The organism is Enterobacteriaceae bacterium Kacie_13, from assembly GCA_013457415.1.
Taxonomy (GTDB): domain Bacteria; phylum Pseudomonadota; class Gammaproteobacteria; order Enterobacterales; family Enterobacteriaceae; genus Rahnella.
Genome location: CP045665.1, coordinates 2,617,549 through 2,635,358 on the forward strand (window position 1 = coordinate 2,617,549; position 17,810 = coordinate 2,635,358).

Below are 17,810 nucleotides of genomic sequence, written 5' to 3' on the forward strand. Positions count from 1 at the left end.
GCGGCCCTGAAATGTGATTCGTTACGCATACTGAGTCTCATTAAAGTGCTCTGTGAAAGTACCGTGTCTCTCCGGTGGTAAGCGTACCGGGGGGAAATCAACATTCTGACAACAACTGCCAGTGTGGCATTAACGACCAACGAAAATATGAAAATGAGCATTCGCGCGATAGTTACCCTGGTTTTGGCAGTTGCTGCGTACAGCCAGGCATCTTTTGCTGTGGTATATCCTCTTCCGGCGAACAATGGTCGTCTGGTCGGTGAAAATATTACGGTCACTGTTCCGCAGGGCAGCAGCCTGCCACTGGAACACTTTGCAGCGCAATACCAGATGGGTTTGAGCAACATGCTTGAAGCTAATCCTGGCGTTGACCCGTTCCTGCCAACCCCTGGCACCGTGCTGACTATTCCGCAGCAGTTAATCCTGCCGGATACGCCGCACGAAGGTGTTGTCATCAACAGCGCAGAAATGCGTTTGTACTATTATCCGAAAGGCAGCAATACCGTTGTCGTTCTGCCAATCGGTATTGGTGAACTGGGCAAAGACACGCCGCTGAACTGGGTGACCACTATCCAGCGTAAGAAAGCCGGCCCGACATGGACCCCGACGGCAAAAATGCATGAAGAATATGCAGCCCGCGGCGAGTTTCTGCCTGCCGTCTTCCCTGCCGGCCCGGACAACCCGATGGGTCTCTACGCGCTGTACGTAGGCCGCCTGTATGCGGTTCACGGTACCAATGCAAACTTTGGTATCGGCCTGCGTGTCAGCCACGGTTGTGTGCGTCTGCGTGATGCTGACATCAAATGGCTGTACGACAACGTGCCACAAGGCACCCGTGTTCAGTTCATTAACGAGCCGGTAAAAGCCACCGTAGAGCCAGACGGCAAGCGTTATGTTGAGATCCATAACCCGTTGTCTTCCAATCAGGAAGAATTTGATTCACAGCAGCCAATTCCAATCAGCCTGACGGGCAGCTCCAACGCCGTAGCAATGGATCCAAGTGTGAATCAGACTGTAGTTCAGCGCGCAATTGAGATGCGTGCAGGCATGCCGGTGCAAATCAACTAAGCGTTGAGGCGTAGTTAGCGTGAGACTTTGGAAAGTCCCGAAATTTTTTCGGGGCTTTTTTTTGGAATTTTTTTGGACTTGCGTCCAATGGCGGCTTTAAAAAGACCGGGGATGTTTCGGTTTCTTAATTGCGGCTGCCGCGCAATCCGGCTTTTAAAAAAACCGAGAAAGTTTCGGTTTCTTAATTGCAACTGCCGCGCAATCCGGCTTTAAAAAGACCGAGAAAGTTTCGGTTTCTCAATTGCGGCTGCCGCGCAATCCGGCTTTAAAAAGACCGAGAAAGTTTCGGTTTCTTAATTGCGGCTGCCGCGCAATCCGGCTTTAAAAAGACCGAGAAAGTTTCGGTTTCTCAATTGCAGTGATCACAGGACGTTTCGCGCCGAAACCGACCAAGGGAGGGAAGTGCTTTCCCTCCCTTGGATCCCTCCCCGCTTTTTCAAACACGCTTTCGCTGGAACGATGGCCGTGTTCTGGTACTTCCGCGTGTGGCGCAAAACCCTGCCGCTACGCGGTGCCTTCTCTCGGTCTTCGAGCCTAAGGTCTCGAAGCCGCTCCGTTCAGCAGGTTTTTTTTATCGCGCCATCCCACCATTTTAATAGAAAAAACCTGAGTAATTTTAATTATTTATTTTTTTGAAATGATCTGAGCGGGTCAAGTTGTGACCTAAAAAGCTTCTGGCCGCGTTCAAAAATCGCGCCGGAGGAGAGGTGGAAAACCGCGCGTTTTTGCGCGGGTTGTAACCCGAACGGAGGGCACCGCGCAGCGGCGGGATTTTGCGGCAATAGCAGGCGTTTCTGAAACAGAGCCGGGTTGCACGGCACGTGTTTTAAAAAACGCGGGAGTCCAGAGGGCGCGCGTTTACGCGTCCTTTGGGCCAGTTTGGGCGGCAGCCCAAGGTTTTGACGTTGGGTTTGGGCGGCAGCCCAAGGTCTTGACGTTGGATTTGGGCGGCAGCCCAAGGTCTTGACCTTAAGGCCAGTTTGGGTGGCAACCCAAGGTCTTGAATTTAGTGTGCGAGAAACTTCTCCAGAAACTGTTTAGTCCTCGCATGCTGCGGATTCGAGAACAACTCCTTCGCTGGCCCCTGCTCCACGATCTTCCCCTGATCCATAAAGATCGCCCTGTCCGCGACATCACGCGCAAAGCTCATCTCATGGGTCACAATCACCATAGTGCGGTGTTCAAGCGCCAGCGCGCGAATGGTGTTGAGGACTTCGCCGACCAGCTCGGGGTCGAGCGCAGACGTCGGTTCATCGAACAAAATGACTTCCGGATCCATCGCCAGCGCACGGGCGATCGCCACACGTTGCTGCTGCCCGCCGGACAAACGGCGCGGGTAGGCATCCTCTTTACCGCTCAGGCCGACTTTTTCCAGCAGTTTTCGCGCGGCGGCAATCGCTTTCTCTTTCGGTTCACCTTTTACGATGACCGGGCCTTCAATGATGTTTTCCAGCACAGAACGGTGCGGGAACAAATTGAAGTTCTGAAACACAAACCCCACCTGCTGACGCAGCTCGCGGACTTTATTTTTCTGCTTACTGATTGGCTTATTACCGTCAATTTCGATTTTACCGACCTTGATGGTGCCACCGTCCGGCTCTTCCAGCAGATTGATGCTGCGCAGCAGCGTAGTTTTACCTGAACCGCTCGGGCCGATAATCGCCACCACTTCACCGGCGTTCACCTGTAAATCGATACCGTGTAACACCGTTTGGCCGTTGAATTTCTTAGTCAGTTGCTTAACGTCAATGGTACTCATGAAGGCTCCTGATCCTGACGGTTAACACGGTCTTCCAGACGGTTTTGCAGGAAAGATAAAACGGTCGCCAGCACCCAGTAGATTATCGAGGCGGCAAGATACATGGTGAACACTTCCAGCGTGCGCGAGGTCACCAGCTGCGCCTGACGGAACAGCTCCGGCACCTGAATAGTCGCAGCCAGCGAGGTGTCTTTCACCAGACCGATAAAACTGTTGCCGAGCGGCGGCAGCGCGGTACGAGCGGCCTGCGGTAAAATCACGCGGCGCAGCGTCTGCCAGTGGTTCATGCCAATGCTGGAGGCGGCTTCCCACTGCCCTTTTTCAATCGAAGAAATCGCCGCACGCAGGGTTTCAGAGGTGTAAGCCGCCGTATTAAGCGACAGGCCGATCATGGCGGCCGGAATAGGATCCAGCTCAATGCCAAACTGCGGCAGGCCGTAATAAATCATAAACAGCTGCGCGATAAGCGGCGTACCACGAAATACCGACACGTAAAAACGTGAAAGCCATGACAGCGGCCAGAAACGCGAAAGGCGCATCAGCGCCAGTATAAAGCCCAGTAATAACCCGAAAATCATCCCGCCAATACTTAGCTGGAGCGTAAACAGGGTTCCCTTCAATAAAAATGGTGCTGAATCCAGCACCAGTTGAATACTTTCTTGCATCCGATAAAGACCTTTTGGATGTTTGCACTTAAAGTGCCGGGAGCAAAATCAGCTCCCGGTACGACGAGCATTATTTGGTAACGTCAGCCCCGAACCATTTCTCAGAAATCTTGGTCAGTGAGCCGTCTTTCTGCATTTCGGCAATTGCAGTGTTGATCGCAGCCAGCAGTTCCGGGTTGTCCTTACGGATGGCCACGCCGGATTCCTGACGGGAGAACGGTGCGCCTGCAACGGCTAACGTATCACCGGTCTTTTTCACCAGATCCAATGCTGCCAGACGGTCAACCAGAATCGCGTTGATGCGGCCTACGCGCAGATCCTGATATTTAGTCGGGTCATCATCATAAGTACGGACATCTACGCCAGGCACGTTGGCACGCAGCCACTGTTCGTAGTTGGTTCCCAGACCCACGCCGACTTTTTTGCCTTTCAGATCTTCAGGCTTAGTAATCGACCCTTCTGTGCCCTTCTTCACCAGCGCCTGAATACCGGAAACGGTATACGGTGTAGAAAAATCGTATTTTTTCTGACGCTCTGGAGAAATGGTTACCTGATTGATGACGACGTCGATACGCTTGGATTCCAGCGAAGCCAGCATGCCGTCCCACTTGGTCGGTTGCAGCCTGGCTTTTACGCCCATGTGCTGCGCCAGCGCCTCTGCAAATTCCACTTCAAACCCCGTCAGTTTGCCATCTTCACCCTGGAAACTGAATGGAGGATAGGTTCCTTCCAGCCCGACGATCAGCGTGCCGCGATCTTTAACTTTCTTTAACAAACCTTCATCGGCGAAGCTGTTGCTGACCATACCAGCGGTCAATGTCACTGCCACAGCACCCAGTAATAAACGACGACGCAGTGTAGAAAAACCCATATTCACCTCATTTATAGTTAATTATAAAACGTTATATACCCTATGGATTTGCGCACAGTAGCACCCGTTGCATCAGTTATCAGGAATATAATTCTATAATCTTAGCTCAAAATGGAATAAGCACACTTTAAGCCATCAAAACGATCCGTTCCACCCATCACAGCGATATGTGATGCCTATACAAACGGGTGATAGGCAAACAGCGCAGGCGCTCCGCCGGTGTGAATAAACAGGATCGGGCCGTCGTCCGGGAAGAGTCCGCGTTCGATGCCATCGAGTAAACCCGCCATTGCTTTACCGGTGTATACCGGGTCGAGCAACATCGCTTCCTGTTCGGCCAGCAGTTTAACCGCCTCCATACCCGCTTCGTTCGGCTCGCCGTAACGCGGCGCGAAGTACTCATCCCACAAAATAATCGGTGGAACGTTTTCTTCCAGCTGCAATTGGGCAGCGACTTCCCGGGCGATCGCTTCCACTTTCGGACGTTGCTCATGCGCTTTTCGTGACACTGTCACGCCAATCAGGGCGGTATCCGGCATCAGATGGCTCAGTGCCACCGCCAGACCGGCATGTGTACCGGCACTGCCGGACGCCACCACTACGGCACTGAAATCCACAAAGCTGGCGGAAGACTGCTCTGCAATTTCCAGCGCACACTGCACGTAGCCCAGCGCGCCTAATGCATTTGAGCCACCGACCGGCACCACGTAAGGACGGAAACCCTGTGCTTCCAGACGCTCTGCCTGCTCAGCCAGCTGCGCCATCGGATCGTACAGGGCATCGCACATCACCACTTCAACGTTAAACAGGTCCAGCAAAAGACGGTTACCGTTGGTCAGATAATTTGCCTCAGCGGTGCCAATCGGGTTTTCCAGCAGCGCGACGCACTTGAGCCCGAGCTTTGCAGCCACGGCGGCGGTCTGGCGCACGTGGTTTGACTGAATAGCGCCGGCGGTCACCAGCGTATCCGCCCCCTCGGCCAGTGCATCGGCAACCAGATATTCCAGCTTTCTCAGCTTGTTACCGCCCATCGCCAGCGGAGTGACGTCGTCACGCTTGATGTATATGTCGCGGCCAACGTGTTCTGAAAGGCGATGTAATTTTTCCAGCGGCGTGCTGTTGCCCAGTAAATCGAGACGATCAAAGGCATCCAGCCGGTTTTTAAGTAATGAAATTTGAGCAGGCACAGTGTTCCCCTGACGCGCAGCCGCACGGCTGAGCGAAACCGTAAAAATGAATTATTAGGATAAGAAATGATATTGATGATTAAGTATATAAAGAATGTATACAAACTGGAGACAAAAAAACAGGCTCCCGGAGGAACCTGTTTAGGGTGTTTCATTGTCATTCTGTGCGAAACGGACTCAGGCGGATTTCTGCCAGGCCAGATACTGATCGTATTTGCGCAGGGCAATACGGTAGTTATCGTGCGCCGCCACCGGCACATCACTGATGATGCGCTGATGGATACTCTCCCCTTTCAGTTTATCGAGAGGATAGTTGCTGGCAGATAAAATCTCATCCAGACGGCGGAGGCGGACAACGTACTCGCGCACCGTGCTGTGATTCATTTCAGTCTGTTCAAACAGATATTGCTTAAACGCCATGATGTCGAAATACGACGAATGGCTGTTACAGCTAATCTCACTGCAAAAACGACACAGCGCGGTCAGTTCTTGCGACAGGTTGTGCCACACGTCGTCATCAATAGGCTGGTCCATCTTGGCGATGGCCTCTTTATTGATGATTTGCCCGCGAAACACCAGTGCCATCCTGTCGAGTTCTTTTGCACACTGTGAGCAATGAGTTTGACTATGTTTAAAATCTTTAAGATAACGGCTTAAAGGCCTTGTTTTGATTCCCGCTGGCATAAATTTATTCCTGATAAGGGACATAAAATGTATAACCGGCCAGGAAAAAGCGGATCAGTGGTCGTTGGCCAGGCGCATTCGCAATCGCTTAATCGCCTGACTGTGCAGCTGGCTTACCCGGGATTCCCCGACTTCCAGCACTGCCCCGATCTCTTTTAAATTCAACTCTTCCTGGTAGTAAAGCGTAAGGACTAACTTTTCCCGTTCTGGTAACGCATCGATGGCTTCCATCACCCGGTGGCGTAAATTGCCCTCCAACAGATGATGTAACGGGTTGGCCTCTTCGTGCCCTTCCATCAATGCCTCGGCTGAATCGCCGTGCTCTTCACGCCACTCGTCATAAGAAAACAACTGGCTACTGTTCGTGTCCATTAATATTTGCCGGTATTCCTCGATGGGAATATCCAGCGCCTGCGCCACCTCTCCTTCGCTCGGCGGACGCCCTAATCGTTGTTCTGCATGATGCATTGCCTGAGAAACTTCACGCGCATTGCGTCGCACGCTGCGCGGCACCCAGTCGCGGCTGCGCAACTCATCAAGCATCGCGCCACGAATACGCTGAACGGCATACGTGGTAAACGCCGTGCCCTGCATCGCATCAAATCGCTCAACCGCATTCAACAGGCCAATCCCCCCCGCTTGCAGTAGATCATCAAGCTCTACGCTGGCGGGAAGCCGTACCTGCAAACGCAGGGCTTCGTGGCGCACCAGGGGAACATAGCGCTGCCACAAAGAATTTTTGTCTATCACGCCGTCGGCGGTATACAGATCGCTCACTGTCGTAACCTGTAAAATTAAGGGTCTGTAGCATTGTGACAGTGGAAACCCTGTTCAATCGGCAGAATAAGGACAAAAAAGCGCGGCTATTTTGATTATGTCTCGAACATCGACCTGTCGCTGCCCTTTTGTCGCCGATCAAAATAGCGCAATTTTTGAACTATTTATAAAGATTATCCTAAATTATACCAGCCCCTGCACAGAAGGGATTGCACAAATTCGTAAGTTTTGGTTAAAAAAAACCCCGCCGAGGCGGGGTTGGACTGTGTTTTTCGGGTTATCCGAAAAATTAGCCTTGCAGCAGGGTCAGTACGGACTGAGGAACCTGGTTAGCTTTAGACAATACTGAAGTACCAGCCTGTTGCAGGATCTGCGCTTTAGACATTGCAGAAACTTCTGTCGCGTAGTCAGCATCCTGAATACGGCTCTGTGCAGAAGACAGGTTAGTGGTGGTGTTGCTCAGGTTGGTGATGGCAGAATCGAAACGGTTCTGAACCGCACCCAGTGAAGAACGGAAGGTGTCGACTTTAGCGATAGCCTTGTCCAGCAAAGCCAATGGATCCGCAGTAGCAGTACCTGTGTACTGCGAAGTTGCAGGAGTAGTAACGTTACCACTTGCGTCGGTAATATCGCTGACCTGTAATGTCACTTTGTTGGTTGTTGCCGCGCCAGTTTGGTTAGTAGCATCGTCATCACCGGTGTCAACCAATGAAGCCGCTGTAGCAGCATAGTTTTTACCTTGGAAAGTAACATATGCTTCAGCAGTACCAGTTGAGCTCGCACCTACCTTAACCAACTGTGCCGCTTGAGTAGCAGCTGCTGTCAAACCATTTGCAGGGTCTGTATATTCAATATCTGCTTTGTTTAAGATTACTTTACCACTGTCACGGTCTACAGACGCGGCATAGTAATCGCTACCTGATTTAACGACATATTGATCAGTTGCAGCCCCTGCTTTAGTTTCAACGTTACGTAAAGTCAGTGTTGATGCATCTACACCTAAATCTTTAGCCGCTGAACTCAGGTCAACTGATACTGGAACTGTTGCAGCAGCCCCATTTACCTGTGTTACAGCATCACTTACATTCAAAGAATTTTTAGATACTGAAAAACCTGACAAACCTAAAGTTGAAGAGTCGATTTTCTGCAGATCGATAGAGATAGTCTGGCCGTCGTTTGCGCCAACCTGGATTTTCATGGTCTGGTTAGAAGCCAATACGTTCACGCCGTTGAACTGAGTCTGACCAGATACGCGGTCGATTTCAGACAGACGGGAGGTGATTTCGTCCTGGATTGAAGTCAGGTCGGAATCGGAGTTGGTGCCGTTAGCAGCCTGAACGGACAGCTCACGAATACGTTGTAAGTTGTTGTTGATTTCGCTCAGTGAGCCTTCAGTGGTCTGCGCAACGGAGATACCGTCGTTGGCGTTACGTGAAGCCTGAGTCAGGCCGTTGATGTTTGAAGTGAAGCGGTTAGCAATTGCCTGGCCCGCTGCATCGTCTTTCGCGCTGTTGATACGCAGACCGGAAGACAGACGCTCGATAGCAGTGCTCAGAGCGGACTGGGATTTGTTCAGGTTGTTCTGAGTCATCAGAGACAGCGTGTTGGTATTGATAACTTGAGCCATGAGTGTATTCCTTCAAATCTGGTTAAGGGTTCGGGCTTATTGCCCACGGCGTTCATCACCGTCCAAACTTGTATCGGCGATACTCCAGCAACCTTTAGAATTATTTCTCAAAAAAGCTCACTTTCTTACTTTGAGAATTACCCCTCCTTATACCGGCTATTCACGCCATTACTTTTTGTTGCAATCCATTAAACTTTTTCTCCGTCGTGCCGATAGGGCTTAAAGACTCTTATACAACCCGTAAAGGATACATATGGCCACTATTTCTTCATTAGGTATCGGTTCAGGCTTAGACCTCAATACCCTGCTTGCTAACCTGACGACCGCAGAAAAAGCACGCCTGACCCCTATCAGCGCCGCGCAAAGCAGCTACAGCGCCAAGCTGACAGCCTATGGCACTATGCAAAGTGCATTGCAAACCTTCGCTGATGCCGCCACCGCGTTGTCCTCCACCAATACTTACGGCGCAACCACTGCGACGTCGAGCAACACGGCGGCGTTCAGCGCATCCACCACTGCCGGGGCTGCTGCGGGTAAATATTCGGTATCGGTGTCGAGCCTGGCTTCTGCCCAGTCATTAATTTCAGGCACGCAGACCAGCAACACCACGGCCTTAGGGGCAACAACTACGGGTAACTCCCGTACGCTGACAATAAGTCAGGGTGACGGCAGCAAACCCCTTTCCATTAACCTGACCGATTCACAAACATCACTGACCGGCGTTCGCGATGCGATCAATAAAGCTGGCGGCGGCGTGACAGCCAGTATCGTGAAAGTCACTGACAGCAGCTATAAGCTGGTGCTGAGTGCGAACAACACCGGTACAAACTCTGAAATGACTGTCAGCGTGACCGGTGATGATCAGCTGAATAATATTCTCGGCTACGATTCCTCCACCGGCACCGGCGCGATGACCCAGAACGCCGCAGCGGGTAATGCCAAACTGACATTCAACGGCATTGATCTGGAGCGTCAGAGCAACACAATCAGTGACGCGCAGGACGGTATTACCTTAACGCTGAGCGGAACTACGACAACCGCCGCGACGCTGAGCGTAGTAAAAGACACCAGCACGGCGACCACGGCGATCCAGACGTTCGTAGATTCCTACAATGCCTTGCAGGATACCTTCACCAGCCTGACCAAATTCACCGCGACCGCGACCAACTCGGATACCGCAGACACCACCAACGGTGCTTTGCTCGGTGACAGCGCACTTCGCACCATCCAGACCCGTCTGAAATCCGCGCTTGGCGCAGCGTCTGGTTCCGGCACCATCACTTCCCTGTCGAATATCGGTATCACCACCGATCCTGATACCGGCAAGCTGGAAATCGACAGCACCAAACTCAGCACGGCGCTGACCAATAATACGGGTGCGGTTCAGACCATGATGGTCGGCGACGGTAAAACCACCGGTGTGATGACCAACATCACTAACCTGAACAGCGGTTTCCTGAATGCCAGCACCGGTACCATTGCCAACGCAGAAACGGCAGTCAACGCCACGCTGAAGACGCTGACCACGCAGTACAACAAGGTCAATGACAGCATCAACACCACTATTGCCCGTTATAAAACGCAGTTCACTGCACTCGACGTGGCGATTCAGAAGCTCAACAGCACGGCCGATTATCTGACCAAGCAGTTCGATGCCATGACCACGTCCAGTTCAAGCTAGTCAGGAAGGAAGAAAAATTATGTATAACGCTAAAGGAACCCAGGCCTACGCACAGGTAGGCTTAGAAAGTGGCGTAATGAGTGCCAGTCCTCATCAGTTAGTGGTGATGTTATTTGATGGGGCGCGTAGCGCCCTTATCCGTGCTGGCATTTTTATGCAGCAGGGAAATATTGCCGATAAAGGCAAAGCGCTCTCTAAGGCCATTAATATTATCGACAGCGGACTGAAAGCCGGAATGAGCCGCGAGAAAGGCGATCCCGATTTAGTGGATAACCTCGAAGCGCTCTATTCCTATATGGTTCGCCGTTTATTACATGCCAATTTACACAACGATCAGGAAGCCATCACGGAAGTGCTGGGTTTACTGGAAAATATTGCCGATGCCTGGCGGCAAATCGGCCCAAACTATCACCCGTCGCAGGACCAATATAATGGATCAACATCAGTATCTGGTTAATGAATATCAACTGATCCTGACTTTAAGCGAGCAGATGTTGCGGCTGGCGAAAGAAGAAAAATGGGACGAGCTGGTCGAGCTCGAAATCAGTTATCTGAAAGCCGTGGAAGCGACCACCACGTTACCGGTATCCGAAAGCACGTCGATGGCTATTCAGTATGAAGTACGCAAATATTTGCGTCAGATTCTGGATAACGAAAATATGATCAAAACATTATTACAAGCCCGGATGAATCAACTCACCGAGCTGATTGGACAGTCGTCAAGACAACAGCAAGTGAATATGACGTACGGAAAAATTGATCTCCGTTCAATCGCATTTGGCGATCGCCAATAATTATTACTTTTGTTTTATATTGTTCTATTTTATCAAATATTTCTTGTACATACTAAGGTTTCAGAGGCAGAGAGCGCGCAGCTGCCAGAGCTAATTCTCTCTGTCTCCATCCCTGACTTTCGCCTTAACCGGTGACCAGTTTGTATTAGTAACAAAGTCGCGCAGCTTTGATTTATATTCAGGCAACTGGACGCCGTCGTCGTCATATTCGGGCATCATTACCATGGTACGTAAAATAAAAGTCACCCCAGGGATAGGATCGACCTCGCTACTTATTCAGCACAGTGAACTTTTTATTCAAGATGTGTATATCGACAAACCTCAGTTACTCCTGATCCAAAATGGCAGCATGACGGTTCATTATCAGCATCAGGAAGTCTCCCTGCAAACGGGTGAAATGCTGGTGCTCAATAGCGGGCAAACGCTGGGGCTTACTCATCAGCTTTCCGAAAACGGGCCATTTAGCTGCGCGATTATGGCGTGGGATAATGCCCTGCTGACCGATGCAGGATTGCACACGCCGGCGTTTAAACCCCCGCTGATTACTGTTGATCACCTGCAGGTCATTCCCCACGTTCCCGTTGCTTTCAGACAAAGTTTTATCGATACACACAATGCCATTCTCTGGCATCACGGTTTGCCTGCGCCAATTACCCGGCACCGGATGCTCGAACAGTTGCTGTGGCTGTCACAGCTCGGCGTGCGCTATTCCCTGCAACACAGCGAAAGCATGACCCAGAGGGTGCGCGAGTTGCTGGTCAATAATTTGCATAAAGCCTTTACGGCCGCCGAAGTGGCCGAGCAACTGATGATGAATGAAGTGATGCTGCGCCGCCGTCTCGCGGCTGAAAACAGCGTACTGCGTAACCTGATGATTGACGTTCGCATGACCCACGCCCTGCGCCTGTTGCAATGCACGGATCTGGCTATCTCCCATATTGCACATCAGGTGGGATATGAAAGCGGTTCGCGCTTTGCTGAGCGGTTTCGCAAACGTTTCGGTTTCGCGCCCACGGCGATTCGCGGACATTTACGCGCGCAGTCGGTGCAGTCCCCCATCACAAGTGATGTTCAATAACAATTAATGCCAAATGCTTACATTACAAAATCATGAGCAACATCACACAATAATTGATTACCAGATGTTAACGGAATATCATACCCGCCGGTTTTTATGAATGCTCAGGGGTTGGTTGTGCACGTTTGGTGGGAAGTGATTAAAACGATTTACTGGGGCGGGCTGGGTATCGCCGTGCTGTTCACCCTGCTGGTGAGCCGCGATACGATTAAGATCAGGCTATTAACGTCCGGCATTATTGGATTTACCTGGCCGATGAGCCTTCCTGTGGTCCTCCTCTTCTCTCTGTTCTGACCCTCAAAAAAGAAAACCCGGCTTTCAGACCGGGTTTTCAGATGACGTGTTATGTCAGTCTTCATGCTGTCATTACAAGGGGTATTATTTACGCGTCTGCACCCAAAAACCATGGATCAGACCCGGGAAATAACCCAGTAAAGTCAGCAAAATATTCAGCAGAAACGCTCCGCCTAAACCATTACCTATCAGTACGCCCAACGGCGGTACCAGAATGGTGATCAGTACTCTCCAGATTCCCATTTTGTATCTCCCTTTGGTTATCATTGTGTTAATGATAGTTCCTCCCTAAAGAGACAGACATCAGAAGAAACTTAATTCATCAATTCCAGCATAATTTCCATATCCCGCCGGGTTTTCTCCAGAATTTCCACATCGCCCTGCCGGTGTTCAGCATCGGTAATCTGGTGGATCTGGCGCATCTGCCATTTCACCTGATTTTTTTGCTCTTCGGTCATGCTCCGGCACATCACGATAATAAAGTTGCGCAGCATCAGATGCTGCATGGCAGTTTCTTCGACGTGTTTATTGACCGACATGACCAAATCTATAACCTGTGTATCTGCCATTGCATTTCCTGCGCGAGTAAAAGAATCAACTCAGCCAAAGTAGCACGACACACCTGACTTCTAAGCCCACAGAACACGGGATTACCCCCCCTATTTCAGCTGCTGGCCTCTGCAGGAACTCCACGGAAAAATCCTTCGATCACAACGGCCTGACGGAATGTCTGCGCGCAATCACAAACACAGGAAAATATAAAGTGATACGGGTCACATTTTATCCATATTTCCTCCCCCGTCTTGTGATCTGCTCTATAGTTTACGTAATAAAAAATGTGTTCATCGGGTGGCTTTCTACGCCCGTTATTGTGTCTCTTGTTTTGTTTTCGGGTTGAAATTCCAGGTAGTTTCCTTGTAGTCAGGACAATTACCCCATCATATTTGGGGTTCAGGAGGCAGTATGTCTGAATATCATTATTTACTGGTTGGCGGAAGCCGCGACGGACAAAGGCATGTTGATGCATGCCATCAGTTTTCGTTGTGTTTCTGGGAAGATGCATCAAAGAATGTGGATCGTGAGTTTTACGGTAAACGTAACGAGCGTTATAAAGTAAATCCGGAGAAAGGCGCTGACGGAAGATGGTATCTGGTGGGGTATTGCGGCAGTTGTTCGAAAATTCCCGCTGACGTTCTGACCACTCAGGCGAATACCAAACACGTGAAACCAATGATGTAACTGCCGTAATGTCAGCGTGAAGTGTAAAAGAAGTGAAAGTGTGAAGTAGTTAAAGACCCCGCCACTAAAGCGGGGTTTTGTTTTTATACCTCGGGAGCCATACCCTGAATATTTCTGGCATAGAAAGCGACCTGCCCGCCGAGCGTAAAATGCGCCTGCTCATGCCCCTGACGACCAAGGGTGGCTATGCGGACAATCTCCCCCTCAAACTCACCGTCATGGATTGCGGTAATCGCCACATCCAGCTGATAGCTGGCAGGATGAATACCCACGGGGAAAGTGAGTAACTTCACCCTGTCTCCCACCTGAAAACGGGTTAACAGCGGTAAGGGCGCCTGTTCGAACAAGTCCTGATCCATTGGTGACTCCTTGTTTTTCAGTAGGATTAATTAGAGGATAGGACATGTTGCGTCGTTTTGCAGAAACACGACGTGAGGCACTTCTCCCTTTTAAACATCTTTTCAGAAACTTTTAACATTTTTAAAAATTCTGGTTTTAGAAAATCGCTTAAGGAACTCAACGTGACTAAATTAACACCCGAGCAATGCATTATTCTCACCGGTTTTACCGGTATTCTGCACGGAGAGTTTGAGGGATTTCACGAAGATTTAGAAAAACGATTGGGTCGTGATGTGCAGACATCCGAACTGGGCTACCCGGAGTTTATCCAGGAATGCCGTGAGCTGTACGAAGAGGATTTTAACGCGCTGATGCCTGACTGACGGGGCTGTGCAAAACAAGGCCGGGCAGGCAACAGGTACGCCGCCCCCTGCCCGGTCATGTTGTTAAGGTTTTATAATTCCGCGAATAAAGTTCTCATTCACTCTGATTACATTGCCTGTTTCAACATTCATCACCTGATACTGTACGGGTGATACCTCGTTCAAAATCGTGATCACTTCAAACAAACCTGGTGTAAAAGTAAGCGTAACAAAAACGCCAACAGGATAGACAGCCATAATTTTATCCTTTATTCAAACACTTATAATGTGCTTCTTTCATCTCACCGCGATTGCAGGATGTAAATTAATTACGGTGAGTTATTGCATTGTATACATTTCTTACAGTGGAAGAATATGAGGTAAAATAAACAGGGATGACAGACAAACTGATCACATTTTGATCAATTCAGATAACTCTGACAGACGTGGCGAAGACTTCTTCAATTATTACGATTTCCTTGCACCTTCACATGCCCCCCTTCCCATCATCCTTCAGGCAGTCCCTTGTTTTCGGGTCGTTTTCGGTTAAGAATATAAATCTAAAATGTTACATTGAGAGCCACGCCGTGAGTGCCCAGATTTTTGAAACAGATGTCGCCCACCCACATTTAGCCCGCCTGATTGCCGAACTGGACGCTTATCAGTATCCGCTCTATCCGCCTGAATCTTTTTACGGTGTGAATATTTCTGAGGTAGATGAAGGTGATATCACCTGTTTTATGGCGCGCGTCGATGATGACTGGGCCGGATGCGCCTGTCTGTACATCTCAACACATCGTATCGCCGAGATGAAACGGGTGTACGTCAATCCCCTGTTTCGCGGTCAAGGGATCGCATCACTGCTCATCGCCGCAATGGAAAAAAAACTGAAAGAATTAGGGCACACAGACTTGTATCTGGAAACGGGTGTGTTTCAGGAAAAAGCCATCACACTGTATGAGAAACTCGGGTACGCACGTACACAAGCCTTTGGTGATTATCTGCAATCGCCGGATCCGCTGAGCGTTTATATGATGAAAACCGTGGCCTAGTGGAGTTCTCCATAACACTGTCAGGATGGCAGTGTTATGGAGACTGTATCACATCAGGACGTTGCTTTTGGTGGCAGGCAGGTCATTTGAAGGAATGACCCATTTTTTGAGTGTGATAATAAAAAAATTCTTACCCTTGGTGATTTTCGCACCGCGATCGCCACATTCCAGCGCAAGTTTAAAAAACTCGTCACTGTTAATACTAAAAGCCAGTTCGACTTTTTTCACCATACCGGAATTCAACAAGTCTTCGGCTTCGTGCAGGGATTTGGCCTGAATGACTGACATAAATACCTCGAGAATGCTTGGGGACGTTATACAGCGGACCCATCCACGCTATTTCATTTTTGTTGCGTATTTATGACAGTCTTATGAATCTTGCCCAAACCGTGACATTCGGCACTTAGGTCAGACGATAATGTGCGTCCGGCACCGGTGTGTCAGGGAGCTGAGATTGATTGTTCATCTCCAGTAAATTGATTTCGATGTTGGTGCACATCGCATCCATCGGCAGGTGGTTGTTGGCATAACCAAACGGCATCTCCAGCTCTTCGGCCAGCGTATCGAGCGACAGAAACGTGTAGGAGATAAAACCGGACACCAGCAGCGTCATGTAATGCAAATCCACTACCAGGGCGAACGGCAGCAGGCTACAGAAGAGATACACTGTGCGGTGCAACAGCAGCCCGTAGGCGAAAGGGATCGGCATACTGACGATGCGCTCGCAACCGCCGACTACCTGTGAAAGCTGCGATAGCGTGGTATCCATATGCGCATACACAACGTCCGATATTTCCCCGGTCCGGCGGCGTTCCGCCAGCCACTGCGACAACCGCAGCTGTACCATGTTAGTCGGTGCGCGTCGCGACAGAATATCTTCAGCATCTTCGCCTAACAGCCGCTCAAGATCAGGCCGTGGATCACTGTGGCGCAGCTGGTGCTTGAGGCTGTAACAGAACGCCAGCAACAAAGCCGTCACCCGAGGTGCTTCGCCCGGACAGACTGCCATCACCTGACTTTGCAGCGTTCGGCAGGCAATCAGCAACCCACCCCATAGCTGACGCGCTTCGATATAGCGCGAATAGGCTACACTGTTTCTAAAGCCAAGGAAGATAGCAATCGACACGCCGAGCAGACTGAAAGGCGCCAGCGTCAGTTTCACGCCAAGCGTTTCGTACCAGGGCAGGCAAAGGATGGCGGCCAGTGACATCAGAAGATTGAGACTCAGACGGAACATAATGCTGGGCAGCACAGAACCGTGCCAGACGAACAAACGCAAGAACCAGTGACGGGGTGGGCGGATTATCATTTTGTGCAGGTGCTTTTGGCAGGTGGAAACATTTTTTCGCGATTCTGGCAAATAAACCTGCACAAGCAAAGGACAATTTTGTGACATCGGTAACATTTATTTTTTAGAAAACTCATTTTCGTTCACAACGTAACCTTCACGTTGAACAATAAATTGAAACAATTCCTGCCTGCTATCAAGTTGTGCTTGTTTGCTGTCGATAATAATATCGTAACGTAATTATTAAAAAACTAAGTCAGGATCTTTTGACTGAAATAAACAGATCTTAAGCTCTAAAAATGACGGATGTCCTGTGAGAGCCTTCGCAAAGGTCAAAAGAAGGATTTGGGCTATGGTAATTTTATTTATTGTTTTGGCATTGCTGGGTCTGACTGCGTTGTGGGTGATCCGATCGGCCATGCAGGATATTGATAACGATTATTAGCAGTTAACGTTAAAATTTTTTTGCGAAGTTTATCTTTGCTGCCCTTGTATTTCCTTCCCGCCTCAAAAAATCAAATAATTGCCCCTGCGTTGCCCCACCGGGCCACAGGTAGCAATTCTTTTCTAATTATTCCATTGAGTTAATACATCACACAGACATGTTCATCACATCCTGATAAGCCGCCACCAGCTTGTTACGCACCTGCACGCCCAGCTGTAATGAGATCGACGATTTTTGCAGATCGACCATCACATCGTTGAGGCTGACACCCGGCACACCCATTTCGAGTTTTTCGGCCTGCAGCTTTGCGTTGTTTTGCGTTTCACTGATCTTGCCTAATGCGGCTTTCATTTCGCTGGCGAAACCAGCCTCTGAAGTGGCATCGGGTTGCTTTATCGCTCCCGCCTGCACTGCCGTCGCCTGCATTTGCTGTAAAACGCTCTCAATGCCTTGAATTGACATGCTTTCTCCGCTTATCGCTGTATCTGTGACCAATGGGGTTCTTTCATGGAATGACACCCTATCACATCAGTTTTTTCCTAAACGCCGCAATTGACCGCAAAAACCATGGCTTATCGGGCCATTAACTTTGCCTTGCGC

General features: G+C 49.9%; 22 protein-coding genes. 9 read left to right on the forward strand and 13 right to left on the reverse strand.

Annotated features, from left to right (window positions below):
* The first annotated feature begins 147 nt into the window (after positions 1 to 147).
* On the forward strand, positions 148 to 1,068 hold the full coding sequence (locus GE278_11850; GenBank protein QLK61416.1) for a L,D-transpeptidase family protein: 921 nt from the start codon (positions 148 to 150) through the stop codon (positions 1,066 to 1,068).
* A 1,006-nt stretch (positions 1,069 to 2,074) separates the two neighbouring features.
* On the opposite strand, the gene yecC is transcribed toward GE278_11850, so the two are convergent.
* From yecC to GE278_11885, 7 genes are all read right to left on the reverse strand, one after another.
* Entirely contained in the window at positions 2,075 to 2,827 is a 753-nt protein-coding gene (gene yecC / locus GE278_11855; GenBank protein QLK61417.1) for an L-cystine ABC transporter ATP-binding protein YecC, read from the reverse strand.
* Positions 2,824 to 3,492: a cystine ABC transporter permease gene (gene tcyL, locus GE278_11860; protein ID QLK61418.1), complete on the reverse strand. Its 669-nt coding sequence runs from the start codon at positions 3,490 to 3,492 to the stop codon at positions 2,824 to 2,826. The genes yecC and tcyL overlap by 4 nt, the downstream gene beginning before the upstream one ends.
* Positions 3,493 to 3,562: 70 nt before the next feature.
* On the reverse strand, positions 3,563 to 4,363 hold the full coding sequence (tcyJ, locus tag GE278_11865; protein QLK61419.1) for a cystine ABC transporter substrate-binding protein: 801 nt from the start codon (positions 4,361 to 4,363) through the stop codon (positions 3,563 to 3,565).
* Between the two features lie 176 nt (positions 4,364 to 4,539).
* Entirely contained in the window at positions 4,540 to 5,550 is a 1,011-nt protein-coding gene (locus GE278_11870) for a D-cysteine desulfhydrase (GenBank protein ID QLK61420.1), read from the reverse strand.
* 177 nt (positions 5,551 to 5,727) lie between these two features.
* Entirely contained in the window at positions 5,728 to 6,234 is a 507-nt protein-coding gene (gene fliZ / locus GE278_11875; GenBank protein QLK61421.1) for a flagella biosynthesis regulatory protein FliZ, read from the reverse strand.
* A 54-nt stretch (positions 6,235 to 6,288) separates the two neighbouring features.
* On the reverse strand, positions 6,289 to 7,011 hold the full coding sequence (locus GE278_11880) for a FliA/WhiG family RNA polymerase sigma factor (protein QLK61422.1): 723 nt from the start codon (positions 7,009 to 7,011) through the stop codon (positions 6,289 to 6,291).
* Between the two features lie 289 nt (positions 7,012 to 7,300).
* Entirely contained in the window at positions 7,301 to 8,638 is a 1,338-nt protein-coding gene (locus tag GE278_11885; protein QLK61423.1) for a flagellin FliC, read from the reverse strand.
* Positions 8,639 to 8,891: 253 nt separating this feature from the next.
* Between GE278_11885 and fliD the strand changes: the two genes are divergently transcribed.
* The 5 genes from fliD to GE278_11910 all read left to right on the forward strand — a co-directional run bounded on the left by fliD (position 8,892) and on the right by GE278_11910 (position 12,485).
* Positions 8,892 to 10,319 (forward strand): flagellar filament capping protein FliD, encoded by a 1,428-nt coding sequence (fliD, locus tag GE278_11890; protein ID QLK61424.1) that lies wholly within the window; start codon positions 8,892 to 8,894, stop codon positions 10,317 to 10,319.
* Positions 10,320 to 10,338: 19 nt separating this feature from the next.
* Complete coding sequence (fliS, locus tag GE278_11895; protein QLK61425.1) at positions 10,339 to 10,776, forward strand: flagellar export chaperone FliS; 438 nt, start codon at positions 10,339 to 10,341, stop codon at positions 10,774 to 10,776.
* Positions 10,751 to 11,113, forward strand: coding sequence for a flagella biosynthesis regulatory protein FliT (gene fliT, locus GE278_11900; GenBank protein QLK61426.1), 363 nt, complete (start codon positions 10,751 to 10,753; stop codon positions 11,111 to 11,113). The genes fliS and fliT overlap by 26 nt, the downstream gene beginning before the upstream one ends.
* Before the next feature lie 223 nt (positions 11,114 to 11,336).
* Complete coding sequence (locus GE278_11905) at positions 11,337 to 12,191, forward strand: helix-turn-helix domain-containing protein (protein QLK61427.1); 855 nt, start codon at positions 11,337 to 11,339, stop codon at positions 12,189 to 12,191.
* A gap of 117 nt (positions 12,192 to 12,308) precedes the next feature.
* Positions 12,309 to 12,485, forward strand: a complete 177-nt coding sequence (locus GE278_11910) for a GhoT/OrtT family toxin (GenBank protein QLK61428.1) — start codon at positions 12,309 to 12,311, stop codon at positions 12,483 to 12,485.
* An 84-nt stretch (positions 12,486 to 12,569) separates the two neighbouring features.
* Here the strand turns inward: GE278_11910 and GE278_11915 are convergent, their stop codons facing one another.
* Entirely contained in the window at positions 12,570 to 12,728 is a 159-nt protein-coding gene (locus tag GE278_11915; GenBank protein ID QLK61429.1) for a YqaE/Pmp3 family membrane protein, read from the reverse strand.
* A 71-nt stretch (positions 12,729 to 12,799) separates the two neighbouring features.
* On the reverse strand, positions 12,800 to 13,054 hold the full coding sequence (locus GE278_11920) for a hypothetical protein (GenBank protein ID QLK61430.1): 255 nt from the start codon (positions 13,052 to 13,054) through the stop codon (positions 12,800 to 12,802).
* 394 nt (positions 13,055 to 13,448) lie between these two features.
* On the opposite strand from GE278_11920, the gene GE278_11925 reads away from it, so the two are divergent.
* A complete protein-coding gene (locus GE278_11925; protein QLK61431.1) occupies positions 13,449 to 13,724 on the forward strand; it encodes a hypothetical protein in 276 nt (91 codons plus the stop codon).
* 83 nt (positions 13,725 to 13,807) lie between these two features.
* Here GE278_11925 and GE278_11930 read toward each other — a convergent pair whose 3' ends face one another.
* Positions 13,808 to 14,083 carry a hypothetical protein gene (locus tag GE278_11930; protein ID QLK61432.1) on the reverse strand — a complete coding sequence of 92 codons (276 nt, stop codon included), beginning with the start codon at positions 14,081 to 14,083 and terminating at the stop codon, positions 13,808 to 13,810.
* Between the two features lie 162 nt (positions 14,084 to 14,245).
* On the opposite strand from GE278_11930, the gene GE278_11935 reads away from it, so the two are divergent.
* Positions 14,246 to 14,446 carry a hypothetical protein gene (locus GE278_11935; GenBank protein QLK61433.1) on the forward strand — a complete coding sequence of 67 codons (201 nt, stop codon included), beginning with the start codon at positions 14,246 to 14,248 and terminating at the stop codon, positions 14,444 to 14,446.
* 566 nt (positions 14,447 to 15,012) lie between these two features.
* The gene (locus tag GE278_11940) at positions 15,013 to 15,477 is read left to right on the forward strand and encodes a GNAT family N-acetyltransferase (GenBank protein ID QLK61434.1); all 465 of its coding nucleotides are present in this window, start codon (positions 15,013 to 15,015) and stop codon (positions 15,475 to 15,477) included.
* 48 nt (positions 15,478 to 15,525) lie between these two features.
* On the opposite strand, the gene GE278_11945 is transcribed toward GE278_11940, so the two are convergent.
* The 3 genes from GE278_11945 to fliE form a co-directional block, all read right to left on the reverse strand.
* Positions 15,526 to 15,765 (reverse strand): hypothetical protein, encoded by a 240-nt coding sequence (locus GE278_11945; protein QLK61435.1) that lies wholly within the window; start codon positions 15,763 to 15,765, stop codon positions 15,526 to 15,528.
* Positions 15,766 to 15,880: 115 nt separating this feature from the next.
* Positions 15,881 to 16,786 carry a hypothetical protein gene (locus GE278_11950; protein QLK61436.1) on the reverse strand — a complete coding sequence of 302 codons (906 nt, stop codon included), beginning with the start codon at positions 16,784 to 16,786 and terminating at the stop codon, positions 15,881 to 15,883.
* A 571-nt stretch (positions 16,787 to 17,357) separates the two neighbouring features.
* The gene (fliE, locus tag GE278_11955) at positions 17,358 to 17,672 is read right to left on the reverse strand and encodes a flagellar hook-basal body complex protein FliE (GenBank protein QLK61437.1); all 315 of its coding nucleotides are present in this window, start codon (positions 17,670 to 17,672) and stop codon (positions 17,358 to 17,360) included.
* Between the last annotated feature and the right edge of the window lie 138 nt (positions 17,673 to 17,810).